At 70.5% G+C, this 20,743-nt stretch carries 19 protein-coding genes and 9 pseudogenes; 14 read left to right on the forward strand and 14 right to left on the reverse strand.

Features of this window, described 5'->3' with window-relative positions; genetic code table 11:
- Positions 1–337: 337 nt before the first annotated feature.
- Positions 338–1,609: an MFS transporter gene (locus IEZ19_RS00085; protein WP_189308868.1), complete on the reverse strand. Its 1,272-nt coding sequence runs from the start codon at positions 1,607–1,609 to the stop codon at positions 338–340.
- Between the two features lie 423 nt (positions 1,610–2,032).
- Between IEZ19_RS00085 and IEZ19_RS00090 the strand changes: the two genes are divergently transcribed.
- The 4 genes from IEZ19_RS00090 (at position 2,033) to IEZ19_RS00105 (ending at position 7,065) form a co-directional block, all read left to right on the forward strand.
- Entirely contained in the window at positions 2,033–4,261 is a 2,229-nt protein-coding gene (locus IEZ19_RS00090; RefSeq protein ID WP_229839823.1) for a xanthine dehydrogenase family protein molybdopterin-binding subunit, read from the forward strand.
- Positions 4,258–5,145, forward strand: a complete 888-nt coding sequence (locus IEZ19_RS00095; RefSeq protein ID WP_189308869.1) for an FAD binding domain-containing protein — start codon at positions 4,258–4,260, stop codon at positions 5,143–5,145. Before IEZ19_RS00090 ends, IEZ19_RS00095 begins: the two co-directional genes overlap by 4 nt.
- Positions 5,142–5,624 (forward strand): (2Fe-2S)-binding protein, encoded by a 483-nt coding sequence (locus IEZ19_RS00100; protein WP_189308870.1) that lies wholly within the window; start codon positions 5,142–5,144, stop codon positions 5,622–5,624. Before IEZ19_RS00095 ends, IEZ19_RS00100 begins: the two co-directional genes overlap by 4 nt.
- Before the next feature lie 193 nt (positions 5,625–5,817).
- On the forward strand, positions 5,818–7,065 hold the full coding sequence (locus IEZ19_RS00105) for a carboxylate-amine ligase (RefSeq protein WP_229839824.1): 1,248 nt from the start codon (positions 5,818–5,820) through the stop codon (positions 7,063–7,065).
- On the opposite strand, the gene IEZ19_RS00110 is transcribed toward IEZ19_RS00105, so the two are convergent.
- The 6 genes and pseudogenes from IEZ19_RS00110 to IEZ19_RS00130 all read right to left on the reverse strand — a co-directional run bounded on the left by IEZ19_RS00110 (position 7,042) and on the right by IEZ19_RS00130 (position 9,576).
- Complete coding sequence (locus IEZ19_RS00110; protein WP_189308871.1) at positions 7,042–7,302, reverse strand: DUF5133 domain-containing protein; 261 nt, start codon at positions 7,300–7,302, stop codon at positions 7,042–7,044. The genes IEZ19_RS00105 and IEZ19_RS00110 overlap by 24 nt on opposite strands.
- A 116-nt stretch (positions 7,303–7,418) precedes the next feature.
- Positions 7,419–7,517, reverse strand: a pseudogene (gene gvpK / locus IEZ19_RS52515) (gas vesicle protein GvpK); the annotation flags it as partial.
- A gap of 116 nt (positions 7,518–7,633) precedes the next feature.
- Entirely contained in the window at positions 7,634–8,086 is a 453-nt protein-coding gene (locus IEZ19_RS00120; protein ID WP_189308873.1) for a YbhB/YbcL family Raf kinase inhibitor-like protein, read from the reverse strand.
- 81 nt (positions 8,087–8,167) lie between these two features.
- A pseudogene (locus tag IEZ19_RS50225) lies at positions 8,168–8,832 on the reverse strand (acetate kinase).
- Between the two features lie 109 nt (positions 8,833–8,941).
- A pseudogene (locus IEZ19_RS53330) lies at positions 8,942–9,031 on the reverse strand (gas vesicle protein); the annotation flags it as partial.
- Between the two features lie 104 nt (positions 9,032–9,135).
- Positions 9,136–9,576, reverse strand: coding sequence for an SRPBCC family protein (locus IEZ19_RS00130; RefSeq protein WP_189308874.1), 441 nt, complete (start codon positions 9,574–9,576; stop codon positions 9,136–9,138).
- 157 nt (positions 9,577–9,733) lie between these two features.
- Here IEZ19_RS00130 and IEZ19_RS00135 point away from each other — a divergent pair, with 157 nt between their 5' ends.
- Both IEZ19_RS00135 and IEZ19_RS00140 read left to right on the forward strand, forming a co-directional pair.
- On the forward strand, positions 9,734–10,474 hold the full coding sequence (locus IEZ19_RS00135; protein ID WP_189308875.1) for a GvpL/GvpF family gas vesicle protein: 741 nt from the start codon (positions 9,734–9,736) through the stop codon (positions 10,472–10,474).
- Between the two features lie 71 nt (positions 10,475–10,545).
- On the forward strand, positions 10,546–10,884 hold the full coding sequence (locus tag IEZ19_RS00140; RefSeq protein ID WP_229839826.1) for a DUF3040 domain-containing protein: 339 nt from the start codon (positions 10,546–10,548) through the stop codon (positions 10,882–10,884).
- Positions 10,885–10,900: 16 nt separating this feature from the next.
- Here the strand turns inward: IEZ19_RS00140 and IEZ19_RS00145 are convergent.
- Together IEZ19_RS00145 and IEZ19_RS52525 are read right to left on the reverse strand one after the other, a co-directional pair.
- Positions 10,901–11,618: pseudogene (locus IEZ19_RS00145) on the reverse strand (Ppx/GppA phosphatase family protein); the annotation flags it as partial.
- Positions 11,617–11,742 (reverse strand): annotated as a pseudogene (locus IEZ19_RS52525) (LPFR motif small protein); the annotation flags it as partial. The pseudogenes IEZ19_RS00145 and IEZ19_RS52525, both read right to left, overlap by 2 nt.
- Positions 11,743–11,942: 200 nt before the next feature.
- Between IEZ19_RS52525 and IEZ19_RS00150 the strand changes: the two are divergent.
- On the forward strand, positions 11,943–12,134 hold the full coding sequence (locus IEZ19_RS00150; RefSeq protein WP_189308876.1) for a CsbD family protein: 192 nt from the start codon (positions 11,943–11,945) through the stop codon (positions 12,132–12,134).
- 447 nt (positions 12,135–12,581) lie between these two features.
- On the opposite strand, the gene IEZ19_RS00155 is transcribed toward IEZ19_RS00150, so the two are convergent.
- Positions 12,582–13,394, reverse strand: a complete 813-nt coding sequence (locus tag IEZ19_RS00155; protein WP_189309510.1) for a hypothetical protein — start codon at positions 13,392–13,394, stop codon at positions 12,582–12,584.
- A 36-nt stretch (positions 13,395–13,430) separates the two neighbouring features.
- On the opposite strand from IEZ19_RS00155, the pseudogene IEZ19_RS54120 reads away from it, so the two are divergent.
- Positions 13,431–13,658 (forward strand): annotated as a pseudogene (locus IEZ19_RS54120) (Orn/Lys/Arg family decarboxylase); the annotation flags it as partial.
- Positions 13,659–13,762: 104 nt separating this feature from the next.
- On the opposite strand, the gene IEZ19_RS00165 reads toward IEZ19_RS54120, so the two are convergent.
- The 3 genes from IEZ19_RS00165 to IEZ19_RS00175 form a co-directional block, all read right to left on the reverse strand.
- Positions 13,763–14,491, reverse strand: a complete 729-nt coding sequence (locus IEZ19_RS00165; protein ID WP_189308877.1) for a UdgX family uracil-DNA binding protein — start codon at positions 14,489–14,491, stop codon at positions 13,763–13,765.
- A gap of 91 nt (positions 14,492–14,582) precedes the next feature.
- Entirely contained in the window at positions 14,583–15,635 is a 1,053-nt protein-coding gene (locus tag IEZ19_RS00170; RefSeq protein ID WP_229839827.1) for an NAD-dependent epimerase/dehydratase family protein, read from the reverse strand.
- Between the two features lie 104 nt (positions 15,636–15,739).
- A complete protein-coding gene (locus IEZ19_RS00175; protein WP_189308878.1) occupies positions 15,740–15,907 on the reverse strand; it encodes a hypothetical protein in 168 nt (55 codons plus the stop codon).
- Between the two features lie 204 nt (positions 15,908–16,111).
- On the opposite strand from IEZ19_RS00175, the gene IEZ19_RS00180 reads away from it, so the two are divergent.
- A complete protein-coding gene (locus IEZ19_RS00180; RefSeq protein WP_189308879.1) occupies positions 16,112–16,462 on the forward strand; it encodes a helix-turn-helix transcriptional regulator in 351 nt (116 codons plus the stop codon).
- A gap of 139 nt (positions 16,463–16,601) precedes the next feature.
- A pseudogene (locus IEZ19_RS00185) lies at positions 16,602–17,274 on the forward strand (HemK2/MTQ2 family protein methyltransferase).
- A gap of 316 nt (positions 17,275–17,590) precedes the next feature.
- On the opposite strand, the pseudogene IEZ19_RS53340 reads toward IEZ19_RS00185, so the two are convergent.
- Positions 17,591–17,749 (reverse strand): annotated as a pseudogene (locus IEZ19_RS53340) (CBS domain-containing protein); the annotation flags it as partial.
- A gap of 232 nt (positions 17,750–17,981) precedes the next feature.
- Here IEZ19_RS53340 and IEZ19_RS00195 point away from each other — a divergent pair.
- The 4 genes and pseudogenes from IEZ19_RS00195 to IEZ19_RS00210 form a co-directional block, all read left to right on the forward strand.
- Positions 17,982–18,242: a DUF6480 family protein gene (locus tag IEZ19_RS00195; protein ID WP_229839829.1), complete on the forward strand. Its 261-nt coding sequence runs from the start codon at positions 17,982–17,984 to the stop codon at positions 18,240–18,242.
- Positions 18,243–18,315: 73 nt separating this feature from the next.
- Positions 18,316–19,326, forward strand: coding sequence for a non-homologous end joining protein Ku (ku, locus tag IEZ19_RS00200; RefSeq protein WP_189308880.1), 1,011 nt, complete (start codon positions 18,316–18,318; stop codon positions 19,324–19,326).
- Positions 19,327–19,356: 30 nt separating this feature from the next.
- Positions 19,357–20,460 carry a baeRF2 domain-containing protein gene (locus tag IEZ19_RS00205; RefSeq protein ID WP_189308881.1) on the forward strand — a complete coding sequence of 368 codons (1,104 nt, stop codon included), beginning with the start codon at positions 19,357–19,359 and terminating at the stop codon, positions 20,458–20,460.
- A gap of 30 nt (positions 20,461–20,490) precedes the next feature.
- A pseudogene (locus IEZ19_RS00210) lies at positions 20,491–20,742 on the forward strand (thiamine pyrophosphate-binding protein); the annotation flags it as partial.
- Between the last annotated feature and the right edge of the window lies 1 nt (position 20,743).

Raw genomic sequence — 20,743 nt, forward strand, 5'->3', positions numbered from 1 at the left:
GTGGTACACGAGCGCGGCGGCAACGGCTGCCGCTCAGCGAATGGCCGCCGCCGGGGTGGTCGGGGACCCGGTGTGCTCAATGGCGGCCTTCGGCCAGCCGGATCCGGCGCTGGTCCCGAGGGGCCTCACATCGGTGGGCACCGGGCGAGCCGGCAACTACTGGTGCCTGATCTGGTAGCGCCTCGGGGCGGTGCGCGGTGACCGCGCGATCCCCTGGCTCCGGAGACGGCTCACACCGACGCGGCACCTCCCCGGGCGCTCGATCGAGCCACGATCGGCGACGATGACAATCCCGATGCCGGTCCCCATTTCGGACGGGGTGGACGCTGCGGTCCGGTCAATCGGCGGACGCGGAGTCCTGGGCGAGCCTGCGGTCCGCGAGACCGGGTCTCCGGGGCCCCGATCGATGTGCGGCAACCGCCATCACGCCGACCCCGGCCAGTACGATGCCGGCACCGACGTACAACGGAGCCGTGTAGCCGAGACCGTGACCGACGGCAAGGCCGCACAGCCAGGCGCCGAGGGCGTTGCCGATGTTGGACGCGGACACATTTGCGCTGGCGGCGAGTGGCACCCCGTGAGCGTGGTCGGTAACCCGGGTGATGAAACCGGGAACACCGGCGAATCCGAACAACCCCGTCAGGAAGACCAGGATCACCGATGCGGTGGGGCTGGCGGCCAGCAGCCCGAACAGGATGAGAGTGGCGGTGAGGCCGGCCAGAGAAGCGATCAGGGTGAGGTCGCGATGCCGGTCGGCGGATCGTCCGCCGGCCATGTTCCCGATCACGAGTCCGCTGCCGTACACGACGAGCAGCCAGGCGACATCGGTGCTGGAGAAGCCGGTGACCTGGGTGAAGGTGTACGCCAGGTAGCTGAACGCACCGAACATCCCGCCGTAGCCGAGCGCCGTGGCGCCCAGGGTCAGCCAGACCTGCCCTGACACGAAGGCGCGCAGTTGGCTGCGGAGCCCGTCCGCCCGGCCGGGGGCTGTGCGCAAGCCCGACGGAGGGTGCGGCGGGTTCACCGGGCCGGGCAGGCTCGGCACCAGTACGGCGACGGCGACCGCGGCGACGACACCGATGCCGGTGATCGCCCAGAACGTTGCGCGCCACCCCCAGCGCTCGCCGACCAGGGCGCCGAACGGTACGCCCAGCACGTTCGCCACCGTCAGGCCGGCGAACATCACCGCCGCTGCCCTGGACGCCCGCTCGGGGGCGACCATGCGCCGCGCGACGAGCGAGCCTATGCCGAAGAACGAGCCGTGGCACAGTGCGGCGACCGCGCGTCCGAACAGCATCACGGGATAGTTCGGCGCGACCGCGGACAGGAAATTGCCGACGACGAACAACGCGACCAACCCGATGAGGACCGCCTTGTGGGGCAGACCGGCGGTGGCGGCGGTCACCGCGATCGCGCCGACCGCGACCGTCAGGGCGTACGCGGAGATCAGCCAGCCCGCAGCGGCCTCCGACACCGCCAGGCTCCGGCCCACTTGCGGAAGCAGCCCGGCAATCACGAACTCGGTCAGGCCGATTCCGAAACTGCCCAGAGCAAGTGCGAAGAGCCCGAGAGGGGTCCGTCGCGCACTCCCGATGGGTTGATCGGTCATTCGGTCTCACAGACATCGGCTCTCGGCGCAACCGGACGCTGTCCAGGCAGCAGCGCTCATGGGTTCGTGCGGCACCGCGGACACCGGGAGGAGACTACCCACAATGCCGGGTGGCCCTCTTCCACGGCGAGAAGAATCCTCGACTCGGCCTCGGGCCCGGCCGACTGCCTCGAGGTCGGGTCGAGGGAGGCGAAGTCCTGCCGCGCAGTCGGGGCGACACGCATGGTGGACAGGATCCAGGTCGCCGTTGCGGCCGGCTCGCACGCCCGGACGGCGCAGGTGAACCGCCGGGCAGCGGGCGAAGACGGAACGTTCGAGTCGGGCCACCGTCTGCACGGATGCGCGCCCGGCCTCGTCCGCCCGCATGACCGGCGTTCGCCGAGGTACCCGGCACTCATGACGGCCGCTGGGCTTGGAGGCACGATGGCGGACCCGGGAGACATGGGCCAGGCCGTGGCCCGCGTGGAAGACGGCCCTCTCGTGCGGGGGCACGGCCAGTTCGTGGCCGATCTCCGGGTGCCCGGCTGCCTGGAAGCAGCCTTCGTACGCAGTGGCGTGGCACACGGCCTGCTGCGGTCGGTCGACCTGACCGCCTCGCGTCGCACACCGGGGGTTCGCGGCGCCTGGTCGGCGTCCCATCTGGACGACGTACCGCTCGTCCCGGCGATGCTGTATCCGGAGGGGGCCCTTGACCGGCCTTGGCCCGCGCTGGCCACGGACCGGGTCAGGTATGCGGGCGAGCCTGTGGCGATCGTGGTGGCGGAGAACCGGTACGTGGCCGAGGACGGCCGCGACCGGGCCCGCATCTCGACCGAGCCCCTGCCCGCAGTGCTGGATTCCGCGCAGGCCGGGCGTGACGAGGTCCCGCTCTTTCCGGGCCTGTCCAACGTGGCCGTGGACGTCACTGTGGGCGAGCCGGTCGATCCGCGGGTCTGGGAGCGGGCGGCGGCCGTCGTGGACACGACGTACCGGTACCCCGCGCTCTGCCACACGTCCGTCGAAGCCCGCGCGATCCTCTCGCGCCCCGAGCCCGGTGGGGTCCTGACCGTCTGGTGCTCCCATCAGGCGCCCCACCGCCTGCGCAACGACCTGGCCGCAGCACTGGGGCTGCCCACGGACGTCGTGCGTGTGATCGTGCCCGATGTCGGCGGGGCGTTCGGCGGCAAGAGCGAGACATGGCCCGAGTACCTGGCCGTGACCGCGGCGGCGTTGCGCCTTGCCCGGCCGGTGCGCTGGGTGGAGGACCGGGCGGAGGCGCTGTCTGCGGGCCCGCGCGGCCGCGCCCAGACGCAGCGGGTACGGCTCGCTGCCGACGCGGACGGACGTTTCCTGGCGATGGAACTGCACACGGACGCCGCCGTCGGTGGTTACCCGCACATGGGTGCCTTCCTGCCCGAGGTGACGGCCAGGATGGCGACCGGCGCCTACGCCACCCCGGAGGTCCACGTGCGTGCCCGGGCCGTCCTGACGAACACGCCGCCGCTGTGCCCCTATCGCGGGGCGGGCCGACCCGAGGCCGCGTACGCGGTGGAATGCACCGTCGATCTGCTGGCCCGCCGGATCGGCATGGATCCGGCCGAGCTGCGCCGCCGCAACTTCGTGAGGCCGGACGCCTTCCCTTACGACACGCCGACCGGTTTCCGCTACGACAGCGGCGATTACCCGGCGGCTCTGGATTTGGCGCTGAAGACCCTCGACTACCCACGATGGCGCGCCGAACAGGCCCACCGCCGCGCCGCCGACGGCACGCCCCTCGGCATCGGGGTCTGTGCCTACGTCGAACGCTCAGGTGCCGGCGGCGAGTTCGGTGCTGTCGAAGCACACGCCGACGGTACGTTCACGGCCACGTCCGGATGCTGTGCGACGGGACAGGCCCATGCGACGACCTTCGCGCAGGTGGTGGCGTCCGCGCTCGGCGTGGACCGGCATCTGGTGCACCTGGTGGAGGCCGACACGTCCGTGGTCCCGCGCGGCGTGGGCTCCTTCGCCTCGCGCTCGATGCAGAACGGCGGAGAGGCGCTGCTGGAGGCGGCACACCGGCTCCTCGCCGAGGCCCGTCGGCGGCTGGCCGCCCAGGCCGACGTCCCCGAAGCGGAGATCGTCGTCCAGAGCGGGGGAACCCTGCACGCACGCGGACGTACACGCACCCTCGGCGAGCTCGCGGCGCACCACCCGCTGCGCGCCGAGGCACAGGTCGAACCACCGCAGGCCTTCCCGTTCGGTGCCTATGCGGCCGTCGTCGAAGTGGATCGGGAGCTGGGTATCGTCCGGGTCCTGCGGCTCGTCGCCGTCGACGACTACGGCACCGTGGTCAACCCTCTGGTCGTACATGGGCAGACGTACGGATCGATCGCCCAGGGCCTGGGCCAGGCGCTGTACGAGGAAGCCGTGCACGACGCGGACGGGCGGCCACGGACCGTCTCCCTGCTGGAGTACCTGCTGCCCACGTTGTCGGAGATACCGGATATCACCTTGGAGGAGACGTGTACGCCGAACCCGGCCACGCGGCTCGGCGCCAAGGGCGCCGGAGAAGCGGGCTGCATCGGCGTCCCGCCCGCCGTGGTGAACGCGGTCGCCGACGCTCTTCAGATCGACCCCTCCACTCTGACCGTGCCACTGACTCCCGAAACCTGCTGGAGGGCGGCCCGGTGAAACCCGCACCGTTCGAGTACCTGGCCGCACGCACCTGTGACGAGGTCATCGGGGCACTCGCCGCCGGGGAGGGCGAAACCCGTGTCCTGGCCGGGGGGCAGAGTCTCCTGCTGGAGATGAACTACCGCGCGGTGCGCCCCGTGCAACTGGTCGACATCAATCGTGTACGGGACTTCGGCGGGCTGGACGTCGTCACGGTGCCGGACTCCGGCCCATGGCTGTGTGTCGGACCGCTGGTCCGGCACGGCCGCTTCGAACAGCAGGTGGAGGCAGGACCGCTCGGGCGTCTGCTGGCCCGGGCGGTCCACTTCATCGCCCATCCGCCCGTGCGCGCCAGGGGCACCATGCTCGGCAGCCTCGCCTACGCCCATCCCACCGCCGAATGGCCGACCCTCGCCGTCACCCTCGACGCCCGGCTCGACCTGGTGCACGAGCATGGCGCGCGCACCCTGTCCGCCGACGACTTCATCACCGGCTCCTTCGCCACCGCACGGCGTCCCGACGAACTGCTGACACGGGTGTGTCTGCCGTTGCTCCCTACGGCGACCGGGGTCGCCTTCGTGGAACACCGGCGCACGGCCGCCAGCTTCGCCCAACTCGCCGTGGCCGCCGCCCTGTCGGCCCAGGACGGCGTCGTCGCCGACGCCCGGATCGGGCTGGCCGGCACGGCCGCGCGGCCCACACGCGCCCGCGCGGCAGAGGCGCTGCTGACCGGCCGGGCACCGACGGACGAGGCAATCAACCGGGCGGCCGCCGCATCGGTCGGTGTGGTGGACGCGCCGGACGACCCGCACGCGGGCGACTCCTATCGGCGGCACGCGGCAGAAGTCCTGGTCCGGCGGGCCCTGATGCAGGCACGCGACGACATCGCGGAGCGGACATGAACATCTCTTTGACGATCAACGGCGAGGAGCGGCAGCTCGACGTGGAGCCCCGGCGGACACTGGCCGACGCCCTGCGGGACGACTGCGGCCTCACCGGGACGCACCTGGGCTGCGAACACGGTGTGTGCGGGGCCTGCACCGTGCAAGTGGACGGGACCGCCGTACGCAGCTGCCTGATGTTCGCCGTCCAGTGCGACGGCAGCACCGTGCGTACTGTCGAAGGCCTCGCGGCCCCCGACGGCACCCCGCACCCGTTGCAGACCGCGTTCGCCAGCGAGCACGCCCTCCAGTGCGGATTCTGTACGCCAGGCTTCCTCATGCTGGCCGCCGCCGCTCTGGAGGAGAACCCGGCACTGGCCGACGACCCCGACGGACTGCGCGAGCTGCTCACGTCCAACCTGTGCCGCTGCACGGGTTACGAGGCGATCCGACTCGCGGTACGGCTGGCGGCGGCGATGCGCAACACGGGCGGGACGTGACGGAAGAGCCGTGCGAAGGCATGGAGCGCGGAGGACTTCGACCTGGACGGCAACGTGTGGCGCGCGCTGGACCGGCTGACGCCGCCGGCCGGAGTGACCACTGGTTCTGTCGAGCCCCCCGCCCCCGTCACCAGCCCGTCGTCGTGCTGGTGCGGAGCCGATTGTCCGGGAACTGAGTGGGCACCCGAGGTTCATGACCCATGAGATGCCGATGGGTTCCGAGGGCGCCACGTCGCTGACGGACGAGTCGGGGCGCCTGACGAGTGCCACCGGGCGACCTGTGATACCCACGGTGGGGGTCGAGGAGGAGTTCTTCCTGGTCGACCGCCGCACCCGGGCGCCGGTACCCCGCGGACCCCAGGTACTCGCACAGGCCGCGCCGCTGCTCGGCGAACAGGTTCAGGCCGAGCTGTATCGCTGCATGATCGAGATCTGTACCCGGCCCAGGCTGTCGTGCGCGGACCTGCTGGCCGAACTGGCCGGACTGCGCGCCACGGTCGCCGAAGCCGCCCGGGACGCGGACTGTCTGCTTCTCGCCTCGGGCACGCCCGTCGTGCCCTCGTCCAGCCGGCTCCCCGTCACGAGCACGCCTCGTTATCGGCGCATGCAGGCCCGCTACCGCCTGACCGTGGACGACGGCATGAGTGCGACCTGCGGCTGCCACGTCCACCTCGGCCCGCTCGGTCGGTCCCAGGCCCTGGTGCTGGCCAATCATCTCCGGCCGTGGCTGCCTGTATTCCAAGCCCTGGCGGTCAACTCTCCGCTGGGCGCCGGGACCGAGAGCGGCTTCGCCAGTTGGCGGGCCGTCCAGCAGGCCCGCTGGCCCACAGTCGGGCCCCCGCCCTTGCTCGACACGGACCGTTACGAGGCCACCGCCGACGCCCTGGTGACCTCCGGAACGCTGCTCGACCGGCGGATGATCTACTGGTTCGCCAGGCCGTCGGAGCATGTGCCGACGTTGGAGATCCGCATCGCCGACGTCAACGCGGACGTGCACTGCACCGTGCTGCTCGCGGCGCTCGTGCGCGGCCTGTGCATGACCTTGCTGACCGAGGCGCAGGACGGGCGCCCCCCGCCGGGTCTCCCGCCCGGCAGACTGCGCGCGGCACACCGCCGGGCGGCCCTCGTCGGCCCCACCGGCCCCACCGGTGTGGGCCTGGACCCCGTGACGGGCGTGGAGGTCCCGATGCGGGACCTCATCGGACGACTGCTCGCCCGAGCGGAGCCCGGCCTGACGACCGCGGGAGATCTGGGGGCCGCCCACCGGCTGCTCGACCGGCATCTCGCACTCGGTAGCGGCGCCGACCGGCAACGCGCCCGCTACCGGAGCAGCGGAAGGCTCCGCGACGTCGTCGACCACACGAGCGACATCACGACGAACGTGCCACCCCGCGGACGAGGCCCCTTGTCTGTGGGGTCACCGGGCTTCGACGGTTCGTAGGGATCGGTGTCCCGGTGAGAGGACCGAGTCGTCCTCGGGCCGGGCGCCCGGGAGGTGGTAGCGGGCGGCGATGAGCGCCGCGTCGATGTCACACGTTCCGGTGGAGATGCACAGGCTGTACGCGACGTCGTCCAGCCGCTGCTGGACTTCGGTGCCGCCCCTTTCGGCGTGGAGCACCTTCAGGGCCGTGTACTGCTCGATCAGGCCCTGCAGCACCGCGGGGTGAGCCATCAGCATGACGAGACCTCTCCCTCTGGATCACAACTGCTCCGCACGTGTACCCCGTGTCCGCCCCGCCATGTCGTGGACAGGACGCACGCGGAACCGGCGCACGCAGCCGGACGTCGCGGCTGTCAGGGCGGAAGGAGCGTGCCCAGCGGTCCCAGATCGATGTTGAGGTCCGCGAGCGTAAGGCCGTAGCGGTCGCACAGTTCGGCCATCCGGGTTTCGACTCGCGGTAGTTCGTGATCTGTCACCTTCCAGCTCTCTGTCAATCATCAACCCTCTGGGCGGGCCATGCCACTCCTGCTCGGTATCGCGCGCGGAAGACGGATCCGCCGACGTGACATCAGCGCTGGTACAGGCCGACCAGGGTGCCGCTGGCGATCTGCTGCTCGTCCAGGACACCGTGGACTTCGTCGGCCGTGGCCGCGTCCGGAACCGACACGGGAGCCGGGAGGGCGTAGAGGCGGAAGAAGTAGCGGTGTGCCTCGTCTCCCACCGGAGGCTGGGGGCCACCCCAACCCTGTTGACCGTAGCCGTTCCGGTGCAGATGGCCGCCGGGGTGCGTCTCGCCGGTGTCCAGTCCCCCTTGCCGTGGGTCGATGCCCGTGATCAGCCAGTGCACGAAGGTTCCTGACGGTGCGTCCGGGTCTTCGCACAGGAGAGCCAGCTCCGCCGCCTCGTCCGGCACTCCGGACCACGTCAACGGCGGGGAGACGTTGTCACCGTCCTTGGCGTAACGGCGAGGGATCATGGTGTGATCGCTGAATGCAGCGCTGTTGAGTTCGATACCAGCCATGTGGAGCGAAGTACCGCGTAAGGGAGGATTTACACATGCCTGGCTACCTGGCCTCAGTGGCGGACCAGGAGAGCTCGGGTCTCACTCCTCTCCGGTGGGTACGACCATCACCGGGACCCGCGCGCCGGGCCGACTGATGATCTCGGGACGGGCTGCTGCATGTGTGCGCAGGCCGCCTGCGAGACCGAGGACGGTGAGCCGGACGCACACCTCTTCGCGTACCTCGGGCTGGTCCTCGCCTATGTGTCCGGTGAAGACCAGGCCGTCGAGCCGGTCGAGGGACGCGGTCATCGCGGCGACGCCGCGACGGCAGTGGTGGGTGAAGACCGCCAGGGCGAGCGCGGCGCGCGCGTCCCCCGCCGCTCGGCTGCGGACGAGGTCGCGTGTGTCGTCGGAGGTACCCGAAAGGGCGAGCAGGCCGGAATCGCGGTTCAGCGCGTCCTCGATGTCCTGTGCCGACAGCCGGTGCCGAGTCTGCAGCCATGTCAGGGCGCCGGGATCGACACCGCCGCTGCGGTGGCTCATCACCAGCCCCTCCAATGGGGTGAACCCCATCGTCGTGTCGACGCTGCGCCCGCCGCGCACCGCGCAGACGGAGCAGCCGCCGCCGAGACGGGCGATCACCAGGTGGAGCTGTCGGGGCGGCGGCCGAGGAGTTCGGCGGCGCGATCGAGCGACCAGGCGTAGGACAGTCCGTGGAAACCGTAGCGGCGCAGCCCGTACTGCTCGCGCCAGGCGGCCGGCACGCGTACTCCCGGGCGGCAGCGGGCAGGCCGGTGTGGAAGACGGTGCCGAAGCAGGCGGTGTGAGGGACATCGGGCAGCAGATCCTGATGTCTCCCGCGATGACGACCCCCTTGTCGAGGACGCGCTCGAGGACGTCGGCCAGGTTGGCGCCGCTGCCGTGACCGCCGTACGGCGCGGGGAATCGCGCGGCCGTCGTCATCGAGTGCTCCCGCCCTCGGCGTACCGCTCCGCCGACTCCTCTTCCTCCTTGGGCGCATGGTCACCGGTCTCTTCGTCCCCGGGCTCGTACTCCTCCTCGCGCACCTATCGTCCGTCGTCCTCCTGAGGCTCCCGGTCTTCGTCGGCCCTCGCTTCCGGCTCCTCGTCCTCGTACTCCGCGTAGGCGTCCGCCGGCTGCCGGTCCTGGCCGCCGGGCTGTTCGTCCTCGCTCTCGGCGCGCTCGGCGGCGACTGCCTCCTCGTGCTCACGGACGACCTCGCCGTCGCGGATCTCGCCACGCCAGCCTTCCGCCGCCTCCGTCTTGAGAGTGACGAAGCGCGCGAAGTTCTTGAGGTCGAGCCGGGCGCGGCGGCCCTGGGCGCGCCAGAGGTTGCCGGTCGTCTCGAACAAGCCGTGCGGGTGGTACTCCATGACGAGGAGGACGCGGGTGAGGCCGTCGTCGAGACGGTGGAAGGAGACGACTCCCTTGCTGGTGCCCTTGGCGCCCTCCGACGTCCAGGCAATGCGGTCGTCGGGGAGCCTCACCCCTGCGGGCGGACCGAAATTCAGCAATCGCAGACCTGTGCAGCGCGAGATCAGACGTCTGTTGCGTGACGCCGGACACCGGAGGGGTACCCGATCGTGTGCGAGGGCACCCTGCCCGCGCAGCCGAGCAGAGCGCGGCCACCGAAGGAGGTGAGACGTGGCCGTCTACGTCTATGCCATCGTCGGGAAGGACCATCCCGTACGCCTGACCGGTCTCCGAGGCGTCGGTGAGCCTGGTGCCCCCCTACGGACGATCACCACCGAGTCGCTGCGCGCGGTCGTCAGCGATACGCCGCACGCTCAGGGTCACGATGCGCGAAACGCGCCCGTACACCAAGAAGTGCTGACTCGCCTCATGGAGGACGGCACCGTGCTGCCCGTGTGTGTCGGTCGCGTCGTACCCGACGACGCAGCCGTTCGTATCGCCCTGGAGAACGAGGCCGAGGCCTACCGGCGCGATCTTCGACACGTCGACGGCTGTGCCGAATACCGGCTACAGGTGGCGCAGGACGCAGAGGCACTGCTGCGCCAGATCCTCGAGGACTCGTACACGGCCCGGAAACTGAACGACGACATCCGCACGGCTGCTGAGGATCCCGATCTGCCGCTGCATCTCGGCGAGATGATCAACGGGGAAGCGCGAGCGCGGCACCGGGCGTTCGCCGCGGGTGTGATCGAGGCGCTCCGACCGCTCGTCCGTGCCCAGGCATCCTTGGAGCCGGAGGACGACGCGTTCTTCAGCGCGTCTTTTCTCGTGCCCGACGATCGGGAATCGCTCTTCTACGCCGCCGCCGTGAGCCTGGCTCAGCAGGCCGGAGACGATTTCCGGTTCAGGTTCGAGGGGCCTCTCCCGCCATACAGCTTCATCTCGAGGCCCATCGCCGATCGAGGTGCCTGAACGGCGCCGGCGACGGCGCTCTGCGGAAGCGACGGGCGAAGTTCGTCACGTTGTCACGACCTGTTTCGACCGTGGCTGTCGGGTACTCGATGGCGGTGAACGAGCAACGGCTCACCCGGCACGAACAGCTCCTACTGGACGGCATCGAGTCGGCGCTGAATCAGGACCGCGCTCTCGTGCGCAGCATGCGACGGGCACGTAAGCCTCGTTCGGTCTGGCTGTCGCTCTCCGTCGCACTGCTGGCAGTGGCGTCCGTCTTCCTCGTGGTCACGGGCATTCGCACCCAGGATCCCGCCGTCATCTGCGCCTTCGCCGTGTTGTGGCCGCTGACCATGCTCCAGGGGTTTCGCCTGCTGTGCCGGTGGACGGAGGTGCGTGGCGGTCGCACGGTCGCACGGCCTCCTTCCTGACCGTCTCCGAATCGTCTCAGCCCTCGACCGCCAGTCCGGAACGCTCCGTGTCCGCCTGGCGCGCGATCTGCAGCGGACCGCGCCGGTCGCCGGTGTCGAGTTCGGGGCCGCTGTCCAGGAGACCGGTCGGGGCGACGTAGCGCTCCAGGGCGTTCTCCCACCAGGCTGCGCCGTCCTCGATGTACCGGAGCAGGACTCCCTCACGGACGGCCCACGGACAGACACACAGCGTCTTGACCCCCGGTCAGCTTCATCACCGTGTGCCCCACAACCGCTCCGGCCAGGCTCTGCGCGGCGCGGGGTGCGCAGATGCCCGGGAGTTCGGCGCGCCGGTCGACGGGGAGGGCCGCGAGTGTGTCGCGGCAGTCACGCAGGTCGGCACGGGCCAGGTACCGTGGCACGAACGGGCCTTGGCGGCCGGGCGCGGCACCGCACAACCGCGCCGGTTGCTGGAAGGCCCGCGAGGTGGCCACCGTCGTTCGCGGTCCCTCCCAGCGGATCTGAGCGGCGACGTCCCGCAGTTGGTGGCGCACCCTGCGGCGCAGGGCCTTCAGGCTCCGCTCGCTCGGTGGCCCGTCACCGTCGAAGAACTCCCGGGTCAGCCGACTGGCGCCCAGGGGCAGCGAGGCGACGTAGTCCGGCAGTCGGCCGCGTCCGAAGGCCACTTCGAGCGACCCGCCGCCGATGTCGAACAGCGCCAGCGGGCCAGACTGCCAGCCCATCCACCGACGCGCGCCCCCCACGGACGGTGCTCGACGCTCCGCCGAACAGCCGGGCGAGGGCCCGGAACGGCAGGGTCACCACGGCGGCGATCGTGGTGCCGACGGCACGCGGCACGTCGGCGATGGCCCGGAACATGGAAGGCCCCCTCGAGCGGGTCTCTGTGTCGGTTCTCTGTGTCCTGGCGCACGAGTGCCCGTGGCCGGGACGACCACTCGGCCCGGTCGGACGGTGCTTGTCGACATGCCGTTACTACTCAACGTGACGCTCCGACGAGCGGTGGCCCAGGCACCGCCTTAGGTTGGGCTGGCAAGCGACACCACCCCCCAGGAGGAGTCATGGCCGACAAGGGCCGACAGGAAAAGATGACCGGCAAGGCCAAGGAGACGACCGGGAAGGTCACCGGCGATCGCGAGATGGAGATCGAGGGCAGGCTCCAACAGGCCCGCGGCGAGGCCAAGAAAGCACGCGCCAAGGCCGGCGAACGCGTCGAGGAGACCGGTCGCTCCATCAAGCGCGGCAACTCCTGAGCCCGCGCGGGAAGGGGGTTCGCCCGTCCGCGGGAACTCCCTTCCCGCCTGCTCCGGTCAGCTCACGGCCACCGCTGAGGCGGTCCGCCCGCAGCGCACCTCGGACCGCTCACACGGGCTGTCAGTCCCATGATCCGAGCCCGGCCTCGGCTCGACGGGTTTGAGGACGGTTCGTTCGGCCACTCGGCTTGTGGGTCAGGCGGCTCTGTTCGGGGAGAAGCGCCGCGGAGCCGACGACGGCCCCGTCAACCTCCACTGTGGATGACAGCTCCGCCGGACCTGGACGGCGGCGCGCCGGTATGGCGCCGCCGCCGTTCTTCATCGCAAGAGCGACTCGATGAGCACCACCGACGAACTCCCCGTACCGCGGACCCTGTGGCCCCATGAAACGCGGTGGGCGGTGATGCCGGACCCTTTCGCCGTGCCCGGGCAAGTGCCTGAGCGCCTTCAGGGCCGGGCGTCGGACTGCATGACGTCCCTGAGCCGAGCCTCCAGTTCGGCGGCTCTTCGCGGGTCGGGAGCCAACACCGCGTAGGGGATGCTCCGTTCGTCGTGAGCGGGCTCCCTGTACAGCACGAGCCCCGCCGTCCGCCTCAGCCGATCGACCATGGCGTGCGGAGTGGTGGTCGCCGTCCTGCGGACGTTGCTCTCCGTGGCTAACAATCGGCACTGCGAGTCCATGACCGCGTCGATCCCGAAGGTCCCGCGGTATCCGTGTGCGGCCAGGTGGCGGCCGAGCACCGAGGCCCACCGATCCAGATCTTTCCCGACACCGTCGGGGCATGCGGTCAGGGGCGAGTCGTAGCCCGTGCACGCCGCGTCCGCCGTGCGCATCCCACCGCTGAACGCCAGGCGCGGACCGCTTTCCAGGACCTCACCCTGAACGCTGACCGAACGGACCACGCCCAGGTACTGTTCGACCACCCACTGTCCGGACTGCGGGTGCGGTCCTGGGTCGGCCCGGGTGACCCGGCACAGCCTGTATCCGCCGGCGGCCCGGTTCGCCTTCACCACGAGGCGCTCATGGCCCACCAGCATCGCCGCCACCATGGTGCCGAGTTCGCCGCCCTCGCAGCAAAGGCCGAGGGGTACCCGGATGTCCAGATCGGCAGCGAGCGCCCGGGAGCCGGATTTCGTGTTGAGCCGATACGTGATGTCCTGGGTCCCCGGCGCTACGCCGCACGGCCCGTAGGGCGCCACCGGTACGCCGAGCCGGGCCGCGAGTTCGACAGCCGGGACGTCCAGCGCGATGGGCAGCAAACGGCTGTCCGGGCGCGCGGCACAGAGGGCACCCAGCCACGGGACGCGTATTTCTCACGCCATGAGAAAGTGCCTGCCGCAGAGGCCCCGGGAAGGATCGCCGCGGAGATGATCACTCCCTACCCGCCCGTCGCCCTGCCCGGTGAACGGCTGACCGAGCCCGTGCCGGAGTACCTGGTCACCGGGGTCGAGGCCGGCATGTTCCGGCCGGACGCGGCCGATCAGCGGCTGCGCACCGTCCGCGTCGTGGCGCAGGAGGACTGAGCCGCATACGGCGCAGATCGCGAAGGTGCGCGCAGGCAATTGTCGGCCGCAACGTGCACCGTGTGATCGTCGGCAGGCTCAAGTGCGGTGCGACGGAACGCCGTTCACGAAGGGGAGCCGTTCGCCCGGCCGTCCAGGGCGCGGGCGGCGACCCGCAGGTCCGAGACCAGCCCCGCGTACACCGCGTCGCGGTCGTCCGCGCGCAGGACCGCGGAGGGGTGGATCGTCGCGACCAGCCCGAGGATGCCCTCGTCCACCACACCGCCGCCACCAGCGTCCGCGCCGCCGTCGAATCCGGGCCACTGCAGCAGAGCACCGCGCCGCTCGGTCACCCGGAACGACGAACCGAGCAGCGCCTTGCCCGCTGTCGCCCCGAGTGCCACGACCACGTCGGGGCGGACGACGCGGAGTTCGGCCTCCAGCCACGGCCTGCACGCCGTCATCTCGCGCAGACTCGGCGCCTTGTGGATGCGCCGCTTGCGCCCCTCGGGAACGACGAATTTGAAGTGCTTGACGGCGTTGGTGACATAGGCGCCGGCCGGATCGATGCCCGCGTCCGCCAGCGCCCGCTCCAGGACTCTGCCGGCCGGGCCCACGAACGGCCTTCCCTGCCGGTCCTCCTGATCACCCGGCTGCTCACCGAGCAGCAGAATCCGCGCATCGGAGTCGCCCTCACCGAACACGGTCTGCGTGGCGTCCTCGTACAGCGGGCAGCCACGGCAGCTTGCCGCCGCCCGGCGCAGCCCTGCCAGACCGGCACGCCGACCGGGAAGATAGGGAGTGGCGTCGTATCCCTGTCCCGCCCGCTCCTCGGGCGTCGTACGTGTGGCCATCTCGCGACGCTCCTTCCGAACCGGTGTTGCGAAACGTGCTCAGCGCCACGGGAAGCCGCGGAGCACGAGGAACCCAAAGGTCCTTCGTGGGTCACGCCGCCAGCGGTGCCGTCTGCATGCCCGCATGGTTGCGGAGGCCGTCGAGGAACTCCTGGACCGCCTCCACAGCCGTGTGGCGCGGCTGCCAGTCCAGTTCCGTGCGGGCGCGGGAACAGGACAGCAAGGGCAGTCGCAGGACGGCGTCGAAGAGGTCCGGTGAGGCCGGAACCAGATGCAGGCGCCAGGCCGCGGAGAGCGCGGCCCGTACCGGTGGCAGGGGTAGCTTCACCGGCCGGGCGTCCAGGACCCGGGCGAGTTCGGCGGCGTCCAGCACCGGGCCGGCGGCGAGGTTGAAGGCTCCGCGGACCGGGCGGATGACCGCCTCGCGGCAGGCGGCCGCCGCGTCATCGGTGTGGAGTGCCTGGAAGACGAGGCCGCGCAGGTCGGGAACCGCGGGCACCAGCGAGGGGCGAACCAGGTGGGACGGCAGGAGCCGCCCGGCGAAGATCCGTCGCTGCTGGGAGGCGGACTCCCGCTTGAACATGAAGGCGGGCCGCAGCCGGACGACCCGCATGCCGGCGTTGTGCAGCTCGTACGCGTCCAGGTAACGCTCGAGATACGCCTTCTCCCGGCAGTAGGCCGCCTGCGGCCAGCCGTGAGTGGGCCAGCTCTCGTCGACTCGTGACTCCTTCGGGCCCGGTGAGTAGGCGCCGACCGACGAGGCGTGGACGAGAGTACCCACTCCGGCCTGGGCGGCCGCTTCGAAGACCCGGATGCTGCCCAGCACATTCGTACGCCATGTCGTCACGGGGTCGTGGGTGGGCTGGAACTTCCAGGCCAAGTGCACGACCGCGTCCGCACCGGCGAAGCGGTGGACGAGGTCGCTGCCACCCGGGTCGATGTCCGCGACGGCCCAGGTCGTCCTGTCGGGACGCCAGTCGGGCGCTCTGCGGGCCAAGCCGAGGATCGAGGCCACACGCGGATCCTCGGCGAGGGCCGCCATGACGCTGGTCCCCACGTTTCCGGTCGCCCCGACCACCACGACTCTGGTGCCGACGCCGCCCTCAGCACCGGTACGGGTCCAGTGGTCCATGCCGCCGTTCATGTCGCCCGCCTTCCAGCGAGGGTCCGTGACTCCCTCCGCGTACCCGGGCCCGGGGTCGTCAGTCGTCGCGATACGGCGCCTGCGCGGAGAGACGTCCTGGCGGGTCAGGAGGGCTTCAGTGGATCGTGCCCCATGTCCATGAGCGGATGACGAGAGATCATGTCGACGACGCTGTGAAAGTCGCGGTTCCGGGTTTCCCGCGGCGTTGCTCCGAAACGGGGCGTGGCGCGCGTACCGGCGTCGACGACGCCGGTAGCGTCGCCCTGGATCACGATCCGAAACCGTGTCGCCGCTGCACTCCGCACAGCTTCCCGCGTGGCGCCGGGAGCGACGCGTGGCACCTGGCGCATGACTGCCCCTCCCGTGAGAACCTCACCTGTTCACCACGCTGCCCCAGAACAAGACACACGTCAATAAAAACATGAAATGATCTTCGTGTTTTTGTATACACGAGTTCTCTCTCGTAGGATTGCCCCATGGATGGACAACTCCCCGAACAGCGGACCACGTGGACGTTCCTCACCAACCACGCGCGTGTTCTGGCCGCCATAGCCGACGACCCGAAGAAGCGCATCCGCGACCTCGCGGCACACTGCAGGCTCACCGAGCGCGCGGTTCAGAAGATCATTTTCGATCTGGAGCAGGACGGCTACCTCTCCCACACCCGAGTCGGCCGCGGCAACATCTACCGGATCCAGCCTGACGGAGTACTGCGTCACCCCGCCGAGGCCGGACTCACCGTCGCCGCCCTGCTCTCCGTCCTCGTTCAGGACGAGGCTCGGCGCACCGGACATGTCGATTCCGACGTGCCGGCGGACGACCGTTAGACGCACCCGGCGCACAGTGGCCGAGCACCTTCGGCGTGCTGTTCCAGTTACGTCCGCTGCCAGGGGGTACCCGTGTGGCACCGTCGGCACGGGTCCGGCGCGCCGTGTGTCACCACGACCGCGTTCGCGAGGCGACCACATGACGAGCGGATCCCTCACCACCCCCGCCCCGCCCCGTTGTTGGGTTCCCCGGGGCGTCTACGCGCCGCAGGCCGACACCCGGCTCCTGCGGCGGGCGATGCGGCGCGAGGAGATCACCTGCCGGACGGACGTCCTGGACCTGGGCACCGGCAGTGGGGTACTCGCTGCGGAGGCCGCCAGGTTGGGCGCGCGGGTCACCGCCGTCGACATCTCCTGGCGGGCGGTCGGTGCCGCCTGGATCAACGCGTTGCTGAACGGGCAGACCGTACGCGTGCGTCACGGCGATATGGCAGCCGCCGTGCCAGGCCGTCGCTTCGACCTCGTGGTCGCCAATCCCCCGTACGTGCCGGCTCCGTGCGACAGCCCCCGGGGTTCCGCCAGGGCCTGGGACGCCGGGCGGGACGGGCGACTCCTGATCGATCGCATCTGCGACGCCGCGCCGACGGTACTGCGCTCGAGGGGAACTCTGCTGATCGTGCAGTCGCACCTGTGCGGAATCGACGACACGCTGGCCCGCCTCGGGCGGGCCGGGCTACCGCGCAGGTAGTCGACCGGACCCGGCTGCCCTTCGGCCGCGTGCTGCTGTCACGACTGGCGTGGCTGCGCGAGCGGGAATGACGGGCGGGAGTACGACCGAGGAGCTGGTGGTGATCCGTGCCGGGCACGCGTGACCGGCGTGGGCGCGCGGGACCTCCGGTCACAGCTCCTCCATCCGGATCGCCTTGCGCAACCTCTCGTCGGCCTCCCCCTTTCCACGTCCTTCCCGTTCGAGCAGGGCTGCCGCGATGCTGTCGAGTTTGCGCTTGCTGAGAGCGCTCCGCGGGGTGTGTCATACCTGAGCTTCCCTGCCTCGCCGCGGCGCGGAGGCCTGTGCGCTGGGCCTGGCGGCGCTGATGGCGCCCAGCACCGGATTCTCGTCCCGCTCGACGCCAGGTCGCCGAGAGGGACGATCCCGACGGGCGTGTCCGCATCGTCGACGACGGGGATCGGGCGCACTGCATGCTCGCGCATGAGGTCGGCCGCTCGCTCGAGGCTGTCGTCCGGCCCGACCGTGACCAGTTCCTCGCTGCATGCCCCGGCCACAGTCGCCCGCTCGGGGTCCGGGCCGTCGGTGAAGACACGGACCACCGGGTCGCGGTCGGTCATCAGACTCCGCAGCTGTCACGCTCACGCTGTGCCATGGCCGACGTCGACTGTCCGACGACGGGTACCCCAGCACCTGGCGCCCCAACTCCCCGGCACGCCGTGTCGCAGACGTACTGCCTGCGCTTCGGAACTCACCGAACCCGAGTTTTCTCCTGCGAACTCGTGAAACCCGTTGCCTGTGACCCGGACCACATGCGGCTCCTCACGGACAGGACACGAAGGGGCTGAGGTCATGAAAGCCGAACATGCACGCCGCCGCACCGACTGTCCGGACACGGCCCGCCCGGTCGAAGGCATGGCCGTGCCGGAGGACCACGCCATGGCACCCGGCGTGACGCCTCCCGCCGAATCAGGGGTGTCGGGCCTCGGTGCTCCGGAGCACGAGGCACTGCGCAGAGGATGGGCGGTCGCGCCGCTCATCCTGATAGGGATCGTCGTCGTCCTCGTCGTCGTGGGACTGCTGGCGATGGCCATAGTGCTGGCGACCACCTGAGACGTCGGCCTCAGACCGAAGCCGGACACGACAATTCCGAGGGGTGATCCGGCCGACGGGAAGGAGAGGGGTGATGTCCAGACCGATATGGACCGGTGTCGTCACAATGGGTCTGGTCGCGGTCCCCGTCGGCCTTTACACCGCGACCGAGGACCACAGCGTGCACTTCCACCAGCTGCAGCGCGGCACCTCCGACCGCATCCGCAACAAGCGGGTCAACGAGCGCACCGGACGGGAAGGCGCCTCCGACGACATCGTCAAGGGCTACGACCTCGGCGACGGTGACTACGTGATCGTGGAGCCCGATGAACTCGACTCGATCGCCCCGGGCAGATCGAAAGTGATCGAGATGGCCGGCTTCGTCGATCTGGGCGAGATCGCGCCCGTCTACTTCGGCCGGACGTACTACCTCGCCCCTCGAGGCAAGGAGTACGTGAAGGTGTATCAGCTGCTGCGGACCGCGCTGGAACGCGCGGACAAGGCCGGGACCGCCACCTTCACGATGCGCAGCAAGCAGTACCTGACGGCCCTGGGCGCCCAGGCGGACGTCCTGGTCATCCACCTCCTGCACTGGGCCGACGAGGTACGCGACCCGGGTGACGTGATCGATCTGCTGCCGGACCGGCGCACCAAGGCCGACAACAGGGAACTGAAGTCCGCTGAACAACTCATCGGCGCCCTCAGCGTCGGCTGGGACCCGCGGGACTGTCACGACACGTTCGAAGAGCGCGTCAAGGAGCTTGTGGAGGCCAAACGCAAGGGTGAGGAAGTCGTCAGCGGGGCCCCACCCCCCGACGCCACCAACGTCATCGACCTCGCGGAGGCCCTCCGCCAGAGCGTCGAACAGGCCGGGGCCAAGAGCGAAGGTTCGCGAACCGGCCGGCAACGCACGCTGTCCGCACACCGGACCCGACACCACGCCGAGCACCCGAAGCGGAGCCGGACGGACAGGGGCAGCGATGCCCTCTCCTCCCTTTCCAGGGAGGAGCTGTACCGGCGCGCCACGAAGGCGGACGTCCCGGGGCGCTCGAAGATGAACCGCGACGAGCTGATCGAGGCCCTTCAGCACCAGCCCGCCGCCTGATCAGCCACATCCGTGGCCCTGGAAGCGAGCATGAGACTTTCGTTCCTCGAACCCCTCTACAGGCAATCGGGACCCTTCGCGTCGGTCTATGCGGACACCTCACGCGACAGCGCGGTGGCCGATCCCGACGCCGCCGTGGAACTGCGTCGGCGGCACCTGCGGGACGCCCTGACGGCCGAGGGCGCCGATCAGGACTCGCTCGCCGCGGCAGCCGGCGCCGTGGGCAGTGATGAGGACATCCCCGGCCAGCACGGGCAGGCGGTGTTCACCGCACACGGGCGACTGGCCCTGCTGGACGAGCTGCCCGTCCCGCCGGCCCATGATCGGACGCACTTCGGCTCGCTGCCGCACACGATGCCGCTGGCCGTGCAGCATGCGCCCGCGATCCCCTATGTGGCGGTGCATGTCCACTACGGGGGCCGCCACTCCACGTGCGCCGCGGGCACCGTCCGGTTCGAGGCCGAGGCCGGCGTGTGGCCTCTGACAAGGGTCACCCCGGGCCACCGTCTCTACGAGGAGATCCCGGTGTCCGACTGGTTGAACGCCGCCGCGGTGCTGGGGCGCGAACTGGAAGGACACGGCCGGCACATCAACGCCGAGACGGTGGTCGTCGCGGGCGACGTGTGGGCGCGCGGCATTCTCGTCCGTCGGCTCCCCGCGCTCCTGCGCGAGCGGGTCGTCACGGTGGAGGGCGCCGGTGAGTCCTCTCCGGGGCGAGCGCTGTTGGAGCATCGGCTGGACAACCTCTTCGGCGGACGCATGGCCGAGCACGACAGAGCCCTGCTGGGCGCCTTCCTCGCCCAGCGCGCACGCGACGGAGCGGCGGGCGAAGGCCTCTCCGCAACCGTGTCAGCACTCCAACGCGGACAGGCCAAGGCCGTCTTCCTGAACAACCACCCCGAGTCGCCGTTGCGCCTGTGGGCCGGTCCGGAACCCCGTCAACTCGCCCTGACCGCACAGGAACTTCGGTCCTACGGCGTGCAGGACGTTCACCGGGAACGTGCCGACGCCGTCCTCGCCCGCGCTCTGGTCGGCACGAGGGCCGAACTCGTGGTCGTCCCAGAACAGCGCCTGAGGCTGTGCGACGGCGTAGGCGTTCTGCTCCGGTACGCCGAGGCGCCGAGCAACGCCTGATCCGCCTCCGGCGCATCCAGGAGGAAGGTCATGAACGCCAAGGTGTCCGACGACATCCTGAGCCGTCGGCCGGAGTGGGGCGTGGACAGCGTCTTCGGATACCCCGGCGACGGCGTCGACGGCCTGCCGGCAGCCCGGGGTCGCGCCGACGAGGACCCACGCTTCGTCCAGTCCCGGCACGAGGAGATGTCGGCGTTCGAGGCGGTGGGTCACGTGAAGTTCAGCGGCCGCGTGGGGGTGTGCACGGCGACGTCGGGACCTGGTGCCGTCCGCCTGTTCAACC

The organism is Streptomyces brasiliensis (assembly GCF_014647875.1).
In the GTDB taxonomy this organism is placed as follows: domain Bacteria; phylum Actinomycetota; class Actinomycetes; order Streptomycetales; family Streptomycetaceae; genus Streptomyces; species Streptomyces brasiliensis.